This window comes from Pseudomonas sp. EA_15y_Pfl1_P101 (genome assembly GCF_963970835.1).
Classification (GTDB): domain Bacteria; phylum Pseudomonadota; class Gammaproteobacteria; order Pseudomonadales; family Pseudomonadaceae; genus Aquipseudomonas; species Aquipseudomonas tritici.
In genome coordinates, this window is sequence record NZ_CAXAPA010000026.1 from 37637 (window position 1) to 46397 (window position 8761).

Genomic DNA, 8761 nt, shown 5'->3' on the forward strand with positions numbered 1-8761 from the left:
CGTGCGCGCTTGAATATTTTTAGCCTCTCCACCGCCCGGCAACCCGCCGCCAGCCCCCTGCATGATGAAGCCCGCGACTGGCTGCTCCTGCTAACCTCGGGCCGCGCCACCGTGGCCGACGCCAAGGCTCTGCAGGCCTGGTGCGCGCAGAGCGCGGAACATGCCCAGGCGTTCGAACAGGCCAAGGTGTTATGGCGCGACTTGGTCCCCGTCCTTGAACAGGTGTCGCAACCGCGCAGCTTTGGCCGTCGTGCCTTCCTGGGCGGTGCGATGGCTGCCTCGGCGGCCGTGGTGATGGTCCGTGTCGGCGTACCGGGCGGCTTCGCCGGGCTCACGGCGGACTACCGCACCGAAGTCGGCGAGCAGCGCCAGGTGATGTTGAGCGAAGGGATAAGCCTGGAGCTCAATACCCAGACGCGCATCAGCCGAGTGGGGCAGGGCATTGAATTGCTTGAGGGTGAAGTCGAGGTGCTCGCCCACAGTGCGCAGCCGCTCAAGGTCCAGGCCGGCGAAGGCTGGGTCAGTGCGGCGCAGGCCCGCTTCAATGTGCGCAACACCGACCACAACGTGTGCGTGACCTGTATCGAGGGCTCGCTCTTGGTGGACACAGCCGGGCGCAGCGTGCGCCTGGACGGTGGCCGGCAGCTGACCTATGGCAGCGCCGGGGTCAATGAAGTGACCACGGTAGACACCCAGGCAGTGGTTGCTTGGCGCAAACAGGTACTGGTGTTCAACAATGCCACGCTGGCGACGGTGGTGGATGAGATCAACCGCTATCGACCGGGGATGCTGGTGTTGCTGAATAGAGAACTTGGCCAACGCCGGGTGCAGGCGCGGTTCAGCTTGCAGCAGTTGGCGGGGGTCGCGTTGTTGATTCGCGATGCATATGGGGCCAAATGCACGGAGTTGCCGGGTGGGGTGGTGTTGTTGAGTTAGTTCAACGACCTCAACGGCCCCACCACCTGGCGATATTTTTCCACGCCTTGTGGCGTCTGCCGCACTAAACTGATTTCCAGCCCCTGCGGATCCTCGCGGCGATTACCACTCAACTGCCGCCATCCCTTATCCGTCTCCCACACCCGCACCTGCAAATCACTCACGCCGGTCAACACCAGCACGCCATCCTTGGCTGCCGGCAGCGGATAGCGGTCTCGTGCTGGCGCTGCTGCCCGGTATAGCGAATCCCCCTTGAGCCACCACCGTACCCGTTGCAGCCCGTCCCCTGCCACTGGGGCGCTGCGGATCACGTCCAGGCGAAAGCCCTTGCTGTCGGAACTGCGAACCGTCACCGCAGCCAACCCCTCGGTTTTAGCCGCTCCGTCTTCCGGCGCGCTGGGGACCGTGAGTTCGACACTGGCCCGCAAGCTGATATCCCGCTGCATCTGATTCAACGCTCTCAGCAGCACCTCCGTTTGCTCGGTGCTCGCCTGCAAATGCTGATCAGCGCGGGTCACGCTGTCGAGGCCGCGCCAGGCGATCACGCTGACCAACGCCATCAGCATGATCGCCACCATCACTTCGATCAGGGTGAAGCCTTGCTGGGCGTTGTTCATGGCTGGTTCACCACGCGCATCAAGCCGGCGGCGTCGCGTTGCAGGCTAAGGCTGTGTTGCCCATCGGACAGCACCACGCGCAGCGGTGGGTTGATCCATTCGCCATTCAGCACCAGGGTTTGCCGGGGTTCGATGTTGATTTGCATTGGCGTGCTTTCCCATAGCCGTGGGCGCAGTGGGTCGTCGTTTTTAAACGTCTCGATACCTGTCCCATCATCCCTTTGACGATTGAAGCGAAAGCCCTTGGCATCGGCGCGCAAGGTGATGGGGCGGCCGTCGACGTGGGCTTCGGCCTGGGCGACTTGCAGCAGTTGGCTCAGGCGCTCGGCGTCTTTGCGCAGCAGGCGCAGTGGGTCGGGTTTGATCGTGAGGCTGATGGCGGCGCTGGCGATGCCGATGATCACCAGCACCACCATCAGTTCGATCAGGGTGAAGCCTTGCTGTTTCATCGCGCGCTTCCTGGAAAACTGGGGAGTGTGTGAAATAAAAGCGTGCGAATTGACCTGTAGGCTGGTGCGACGGACAAACAGGAGGTCCAGCCCATGACATTTGCCCATCGTTTCACCCTGGCCCATGGCGTGCAGGCGCTAGGTGTGTTGGCCGCACTGGCTGGCCTGGCGGTCTGGACGCCGCTGCTGCTCAACAGCGCCGAATCCCATACGCCCCAAGCCACGCCCCAAGCATTGGCGGCGCGCAGCGATAACCCGGCGCTGCAATGGTTTTCCAATGCGCCGACGGCGCTGCAGGTGAAGGTTACCGGCGTGCTGGCGGGCGCCCGTGGTGCGGTGGCGATCCTCAGTCTGAATGACGGCCCGCCGCGCAGTTTTCTGTTGGGTGAGCGCCTCAGCCCCGGCGTGCGGCTGACGGCCATCGAAGGCGATGGTGTGGAGATAGAGCGCGCTGGCGAGAAGCTGCGCGTCCACCTCGACAAGCTGCCGCAGGGGCCTGCGTTGCCCATGCTCACTCGGCCATGACCTGGGTGTCCAGGCGGGCCAGGGGCGGCGCTTCGCGGCTGGCGTCGAGCACCTGCAGGTTGACCTGAAACAGGCGCCCATCGGCGTTGATGGTCTGCTCGCAACGCAGTTTCAAGCGGCCCTGGTCGCACTCGAAGGTTTTCTTGCCGCTGCGCAGGTGCCCCCCCAGGCGCAACTCCGCCAGGCGACTCTGCGCCGCCAGCAACGCGATCGACTTGTCGCGCAACAGGCCGTTGCTCTGGGTCATCAGCCCGGCCACGCGCACGGCGGCGGCCATGGCCACGGCGATGATCGCCAGCGCCACCAGCACCTCGATCAGGGTAAAACCTTGCTCCTTGCGTCGGCCGTACATGGCGCTCTCAAAGCCGGGAAACAGGCCCGCAGACTAGCGCCGGCAGTTGACCGATTGGCGACCGAAACTCCCGAGGATTTTCAATACGACTGACATGTGTTCTTGCAACACTGCGCCACGAATTGCACTCAAGCCAAGGAATGTCGAGATGGATATCGCGCGCCTAACGTCCCCATTGCCAGGCCCTCGCGGGCAGCGTGGCTTCACGTTGATCGAGATCATGGTGGTGGTGGTCATCCTCGGGATCCTGGCCGCGATGGTGGTGCCCAAGGTCCTTGATCGGCCGGACCAGGCACGGGCCACCGCAGCGAAGCAGGACATCGGCGGGTTGATGCAGGCGTTGAAACTCTATCGCCTGGATCACGGCACTTATCCGAGCATGAACCAGGGGTTGAAAGTACTGGTGGAACGCCCGGCGGATGCGAAGAACAACACCTGGCGCGCCTACCTGGAACGTCTGCCCAACGACCCTTGGGGCCACCCTTATCACTACCTCAACCCGGGCGCCAATGGCGAGGTAGATGTGTTCTCCCTCGGCGCCGACGGCCAGCCGGATGGCGACGGCGTGAATGCCGATATCGGCTCCTGGCAGTTGTAAGGCGCGCCATGAAACGGTATTCGCCCGCACCGGCGAAGCAGCGCGGCATGGCGATTATCAGTGCCTTGCTGATCGCCGCAGTGGTGGCGGTACTGGCCGGTGCCATGCTCACGCGCCAGACCGTGTTCACCCGTCGCCTGGAAGCCGAGCAGTTGCGCATCCAGGGCCAATGGCTGTTGCAGGGTGGCCTTGAGCGCAGCCGGCAGATGCTCTGGGACGCGCGCCAAAAAGACGTGCTCACCCGCCTCGATCAACCCTGGGCCCGTGCCCAAAGTGGCGTGTTTGAGGGACGGATCGTGGACGAGCAGGGCAAGTTCAACCTGCGCAACCTGGTCAATCGCGGGCAGGTGGACACCGAGCAGTTGCAGAGCTTCGAGCGGCTGTGTCGCCTGATCGGCGTCGACCCGGCGGTGAGCCGGCGCATTAGCCAGCGGGTGATCGCCTCTTATGTACCCCCCGCCCAATACCCGATGCTGCGCAGCCTGGATGACTTGAGCGCGATCGAAGGTCTCGACCCTAACGTGTTGCAGCGCATGCAGGCGTACATCAGCGTGTTGCCGGGCCCTACCTGGGTCAACGGCAATACCGCCAGCGCCGAAGTGCTCAGCGCGGTGGTGCCACGGCTCAGCCTGTCCCAGGCCCATGGGCTGGTGGCCGAGCGTGACAGTGGGCACTGGTTTATCAACCGCGGGGATTTCGTCAACCGCCTGCGCTTGCCCCAAATCGAGGTGGATTCGGTGCAGGTGGGTATTACCAGTGAGTGGTTCCGCTTGCAGGGCCAGGCGCGCCGTGAGCAGCGGCGGGTGACGATTGATGCGTTGCTGCATCGCCCTGAAGACCGCGAGCCCCGCGTGATCTGGTCGCGGGTGGGTGTATGAAACGCTTGCGCATTGGCTTGCCGCCGCTGGATCAACTGACCCTTGAGAGCCAGGTAAAATTTGCCTGGCTGGACCGTGGCGTGGTCATTGAAGAGGGTTACGCAAGCCTGGCGCAGCTGGGCAAGGCCCGCCCGGCTGTGGAGTGTTTCCTGCACCCGCGCGACAGCTTGCTCACCAGCCTGGAGCTGCCACCGCTGCCGGCCGCGAAAACGGCGGCCGCCGTAGCCTGCGCCGCGCAGGCATTGATCCTGGGCCCGGTGGAACAGATGCAGGTGGCCCACGGCCCGCGTGAAAGCGATGGGCGCGTGCCGGTGGCTTGGGTGTCCAAGGCCGCGCTGGAGCGGCTGGCGCAGGTGCAACTCAAGCTGCGCGGCGTGTACCCGGCGCCCTATGCCTTGCCGGTGGGCACTGCGGCGTTGGACGAAGGCTATCTGTTGACGCGTGACAGCCTGCAACAAGGCGCAGTGCACCCATTGGGTTTGCAGACGCTGGACGTGCGGCTGGTGGATGCGCAGCAACGTTGGAGTGGGCCAGTGCCCACATGGGGGTTGCACGGTCGCCTGCGTCAACCTTCGACGGCCGGATGGGGCAGGGCGCTGGCGTGTGTGGCGCTGGCGACGGCCATCTGGACCCTTGGGCTCAACCTGTACGCCGCGCGCCAAGTGGATGAAGGTCAGCGACTCAAGGCCTTGATGAGCCAGCAGGTGCGCCAGGCATTTCCCGAATTGCCGGTGGTGCTCAACCCTTTGCAGCAGGCCCGTCAGCAATTGGCGGCGCGCCAGACCGGCGCGGCCTCAGACCCAGGGCAACGCTTCACCAGCCTCCTGCAACTGGCGGGCAGCAGCTTGCCGTTCATGGTCGGCAGCGTCGACAACCTGACCTTTGAACAAGGCCGCTTGCACGTGGAATTACTCGCCGACAGTCGTAACCCGACGGCTGAGGGTGAATGGCAGGCGGCGTTGGCCCAGGCCGGCTTCACGGCCACCCGCGATGACCATGCCTGGACCATTGGCCCGGCGCCGGCAGCGGAAAAGCCAGGAGCCGGCGATGAATAAAGTGCAGCGACTGCGCAGCCAGGCCCAGGTGTTCTGGCGCGGCCTGGCCCTGCGCGAAAAACGCATGCTCGGCGGCGCCGGCCTGGTCCTGGTGAGCCTGCTGACCTGGCTCGTGCTGGTGCAGCCCGCGTTGAAGAAGATCGACTACTGGCAGGCCGAAACGCCTAAGTTACGTGCCCAGGCCGCGGCCTTGCAGGTGTTGTTGCAGGACGTCGCTGCGCCTCGCCAGGGCGATGAAACCGCGTTGCACCAAGCCCTCGATAGCGCCGGCCTGCAAGGCCATTACCAGTTGCAGGCGCTGGCCCCCGGCGGCTGGCGCCTTACCTTCGACAACGCCCCGGCCGATGCGGTGGTGGGCTGGCTGCTGGGCAATGCCCGTTCGTTTTCTCTGGAGGTGTCCGAGGCGCGTTTGCAGCGCGCCCTCGACCCCGTCGATAACTCGGCCGGCACTGTGTCCGGGACCGTTCGCATGGATCAGGCGCTTGGCGCTAAGGAAGCTTCATGAAGTGGTCAGTCCCCCCTTTTCGCATGGTCGCGCCGCTGCTGGTGCTGGCCCTGAGTGCGTGCAGCAGTCAGTCAACCACGCCATTGCTGGTGGACAGTGAACTTGGCCAACCCTTGGCCGACACCCGCCGCAGCGGTGAGACCGTATTGGATCGCCAACGTGAACCCGCCCCCCAACCGCCCGTCCAGCACCGGGTTACCAACAGCGCCCGCAGCCACGCCCCGGCGGTGGTCAAGGCCCGCAACCCACTGGGCGACCAGCCGGTGCAGCTCAATTTTGTCGACGCCGATATCCAGGCGGTAGTGCGCGCGCTGTCCCGCGCCACCGGCCAGCAATTTCTGGTGGACCCGCGCGTGAAAGGCAACCTCACCCTGGTCAGCGAAGGCCAGGTGCCGGCGCATCAGGCCTACGACATGCTATTGGCGGCGCTGCGCATGCAGGGCTTCAGCGTGGTCGATGTGGGCGGCGTCGCCCAGGTGGTGCCCGAGGCCGATGCCAAGTTGCTCGGCGGGCCGATCTACACGGCCGGCAGCAGCGGCATGCAAACCCGCACCTTTCGCCTGCAATATGAAAACGCGGTGAACCTGATCCCGGTGCTGCGCCCCATCGTGTCGCCGAACAACCCGATCAATGCCTACCCAGGCAACAACAGCATCGTCATCACCGACTACGCGGAAAACCTCGCGCGTGTCGCGCAGATCATCAACGGCATCGACACCCCCAGCGCCATCGACACCGACGTGGTGAGGGTGCAGAACGGCATCGCTGTGGACATCGCCGCAATGGTCGCCGAGCTGCTGGAAACCCAGGGCGCCGACCAGACCCAGAAGATCAACGTGATCGGCGACCCGCGTTCCAACTCGATCATCATCCGTTCCGGCAGCCCGGAGCGCACGGAGCTGGCGCGCAACCTGATCTACAAACTCGACAACGCCCAGAGCAACCCGAGCAACATGCACGTGGTGTATTTACGCAACGCCCAGGCGGGCAAGCTGGCGCAGTCGCTGCGCGGGTTGCTCACCGGTGAAAGCGATTCCGGCGTCAGCGACGATGCCCGTGGCAAGCTCAGCGCCATGGGCGGCAATGGCAAAAACAGCCAAGGCACGAGCAATGCGCAAAACAGCAGTGGCACGCCTACGGGCAGCGGTGTGCAGTCGGGTTATGGCCAGTCCACCGGTTCGACCAGCAGCACTGGCACCAGCGGCACCCCCAATGATCAGGACACCGCGTTCAGCGCTGGCGGCGTGACCATTCAGGCAGACGCCACCACCAACACCTTGTTGATTTCCGCGCCGGACCCGCTGTACCGCAACCTGCGCGAAGTGATCGACATGCTCGACCAGCGCCGCGCCCAGGTGGTGATCGAAAGCCTGATCGTGGAAGTCGGCGAGGACGATGCGACTGAGTTTGGCGTGCAGTGGCAGGCCGGGAACCTCGGTGGCAAGGGTGGGTTTGGCGGGGTCAACCTGGGCGGCAGTGGTGTGAACAGTACGCCTACCAGCAAGACCAGCATCGACGTATTGCCCAAGGGGCTGAACGTGGGGTTGGTCAACGGCTCCGTGGATATTCCCGGCATTGGCAAGGTGCTCGACCTCAAGGTGTTGGCCCGTGCATTGAAGAGCAAGGGCGGCACCAACGTGCTGTCCACGCCGAACCTGCTGACCCTGGACAACGAGGCGGCGAGCATTTTTGTGGGGCAGACGATTCCGTTTGTCACCGGCAGTTATGTGACCGGGGGCGGGGGCACCAGCAACAACCCGTTCCAGACCGTGCAGCGTGAAGAGGTGGGGCTCAAGTTGAATGTACGGCCGCAGATTTCCGAGGGCGGCACGGTGAAGCTGGACATTTACCAGGAAGTCAGCACCGTGGATGAGCGGGCTTCCGTGACGGCGGGGACGGTGACCAATAAACGCGCGATCGATACCAGTATTTTGTTGGATGACGGGCAGATCATGGTGCTCGGTGGGTTGCTGCAGGATGGGTATAGCCAGAGTAATGATGCGGTGCCGTGGTTGTCGGATATTCCGGGGTTGGGGGCGTTGTTTCGCAATGAGAAACGCAGTGTGAACAAGACCAACCTGATGGTGTTTTTACGACCTTACATTATTCGGGACAGTGGGGCGGGGCGCAGTATTACGTTGAACCGGTATGAGTTTATGCGCCGGGCGCAGGGGGGGTTACAGCCGGAGCGTAGTTGGGCGATGCCGGATGTGCAGGCGCCGCAGTTGCCTTCGGTGGAGAAGGCGATTCCTGGGGTGCAGCAGCAGGGGCCTAGGGCGGTGATCAGGGCGGTGCCTAAGTGAGTGTACATATCCGTTGCTGCGGTCACGGCCGCTTAGGGTTCCGCTCTTACAGCGGGTCACTTTTGGCAAACGCCCCAAAAGTAACCAAAAGGTCTTCGCCCCACCACTCGGTGCCTCGCCTAGGCTCGGCATGCCCTCACTCCGGCTTTGGAGCGTGGGCCGCCGCGATGGGCCATCCTTGGCCCAGCGCGGCTAACCCGGCGTCCTGCCGGGTTACCCACGCTCCAAAGCCTGCGTTCGGCCAGCGTGGTTTTACGGGGCGCCTAAGATCAAAAGCAAAGCGCGGCGGCCTTAGAGCCGACCGGTTCTTGGAGGCCGATCTCGGTCCACTGTGGGAGCTGGCTTGCCTGCGAAGGCATCAACTGGATATGCCTGATTCACCTAGGCGTCCGCATCGCAGCGGTGCGGCGATCCGACAAGCCAGCTCTTATCAAACAAAAAATAACTCATTGTTTTTGCTCTTAAAATTTAAGCCGCTTTAACCAGCTGCAATCCAAGTTTGCGTGCCTTGCGTTCCAAGGCGCGCATCTGCCGATCACGGCT

10 protein-coding genes are annotated in these 8761 nt (G+C 63.8%); 7 read left to right on the forward strand and 3 right to left on the reverse strand.

The features are described 5' to 3' along the window. Positions 1-9 precede the first annotated feature (9 nt). On the forward strand, positions 10-936 hold the full coding sequence (locus AACY36_RS27215) for a FecR family protein (RefSeq protein WP_339419753.1): 927 nt from the start codon (positions 10-12) through the stop codon (positions 934-936). Here AACY36_RS27215 and AACY36_RS27220 read toward each other — a convergent pair. Further along, the gene (locus tag AACY36_RS27220; RefSeq protein ID WP_339428115.1) at positions 933-1553 is read right to left on the reverse strand and encodes a type II secretion system protein GspJ; all 621 of its coding nucleotides are present in this window, start codon (positions 1551-1553) and stop codon (positions 933-935) included. The genes AACY36_RS27215 and AACY36_RS27220 overlap by 4 nt on opposite strands. Next, positions 1550-2002 carry a type II secretion system minor pseudopilin GspH gene (gene gspH / locus AACY36_RS27225; protein ID WP_339428114.1) on the reverse strand — a complete coding sequence of 151 codons (453 nt, stop codon included), beginning with the start codon at positions 2000-2002 and terminating at the stop codon, positions 1550-1552. Before gspH ends, AACY36_RS27220 begins: the two co-directional genes overlap by 4 nt. Positions 2003-2095: 93 nt before the next feature. Here gspH and AACY36_RS27230 point away from each other — a divergent pair, with 93 nt between their 5' ends. Then, on the forward strand, positions 2096-2527 hold the full coding sequence (locus tag AACY36_RS27230) for a type II secretion system protein N (protein ID WP_339456138.1): 432 nt from the start codon (positions 2096-2098) through the stop codon (positions 2525-2527). Here the strand turns inward: AACY36_RS27230 and gspI are convergent. Next, positions 2514-2879, reverse strand: a complete 366-nt coding sequence (gene gspI / locus AACY36_RS27235; protein WP_339428112.1) for a type II secretion system minor pseudopilin GspI — start codon at positions 2877-2879, stop codon at positions 2514-2516. The two genes, AACY36_RS27230 and gspI, sit on opposite strands and share 14 nt — an antisense overlap. 148 nt (positions 2880-3027) lie before the next feature. On the opposite strand from gspI, the gene gspG reads away from it, so the two are divergent. The 5 genes from gspG to gspD are packed head-to-tail and all read left to right on the forward strand — an operon-like array spanning position 3028 to position 8218. Next, complete coding sequence (gene gspG / locus AACY36_RS27240) at positions 3028-3477, forward strand: type II secretion system major pseudopilin GspG (RefSeq protein WP_339419759.1); 450 nt, start codon at positions 3028-3030, stop codon at positions 3475-3477. Positions 3478-3485: 8 nt separating this feature from the next. Beyond that, entirely contained in the window at positions 3486-4355 is an 870-nt protein-coding gene (gene gspK / locus AACY36_RS27245) for a type II secretion system minor pseudopilin GspK (protein WP_339436516.1), read from the forward strand. Next, positions 4352-5410 (forward strand): type II secretion system protein GspL, encoded by a 1059-nt coding sequence (gene gspL, locus AACY36_RS27250; RefSeq protein WP_339497745.1) that lies wholly within the window; start codon positions 4352-4354, stop codon positions 5408-5410. The genes gspK and gspL overlap by 4 nt, the downstream gene beginning before the upstream one ends. Continuing rightward, complete coding sequence (gene gspM, locus AACY36_RS27255; RefSeq protein WP_339419764.1) at positions 5403-5915, forward strand: type II secretion system protein GspM; 513 nt, start codon at positions 5403-5405, stop codon at positions 5913-5915. The genes gspL and gspM overlap by 8 nt, the downstream gene beginning before the upstream one ends. Continuing rightward, positions 5912-8218 (forward strand): type II secretion system secretin GspD, encoded by a 2307-nt coding sequence (gspD, locus tag AACY36_RS27260; RefSeq protein WP_339419766.1) that lies wholly within the window; start codon positions 5912-5914, stop codon positions 8216-8218. Before gspM ends, gspD begins: the two co-directional genes overlap by 4 nt. Positions 8219-8761: the final 543 nt, after the last annotated feature.

Excerpts from the sequence above, each read along its gene's own strand:
- AACY36_RS27220 (WP_339428115.1), bottom strand. The coding sequence starts at position 1,553 with ATGAACAACGCCCAGCAAGGCTTCACCCTGATCGAAGTGATGGTGGCG.
- gspH (WP_339428114.1), bottom strand. The coding sequence starts at position 2,002 with ATGAAACAGCAAGGCTTCACCCTGATCGAACTGATGGTGGTGCTGGTG.
- AACY36_RS27230 (WP_339456138.1), top strand. The coding sequence starts at position 2,096 with ATGACATTTGCCCATCGTTTCACCCTGGCCCATGGCGTGCAGGCGCTA.
- gspI (WP_339428112.1), bottom strand. The coding sequence starts at position 2,879 with ATGTACGGCCGACGCAAGGAGCAAGGTTTTACCCTGATCGAGGTGCTG.
- gspG (WP_339419759.1), top strand. The coding sequence starts at position 3,028 with ATGGATATCGCGCGCCTAACGTCCCCATTGCCAGGCCCTCGCGGGCAG.
- gspK (WP_339436516.1), top strand. The coding sequence starts at position 3,486 with ATGAAACGGTATTCGCCCGCACCGGCGAAGCAGCGCGGCATGGCGATT.
- gspL (WP_339497745.1), top strand. The coding sequence starts at position 4,352 with ATGAAACGCTTGCGCATTGGCTTGCCGCCGCTGGATCAACTGACCCTT.
- gspM (WP_339419764.1), top strand. The coding sequence starts at position 5,403 with ATGAATAAAGTGCAGCGACTGCGCAGCCAGGCCCAGGTGTTCTGGCGC.
- gspD (WP_339419766.1), top strand. The coding sequence starts at position 5,912 with ATGAAGTGGTCAGTCCCCCCTTTTCGCATGGTCGCGCCGCTGCTGGTG.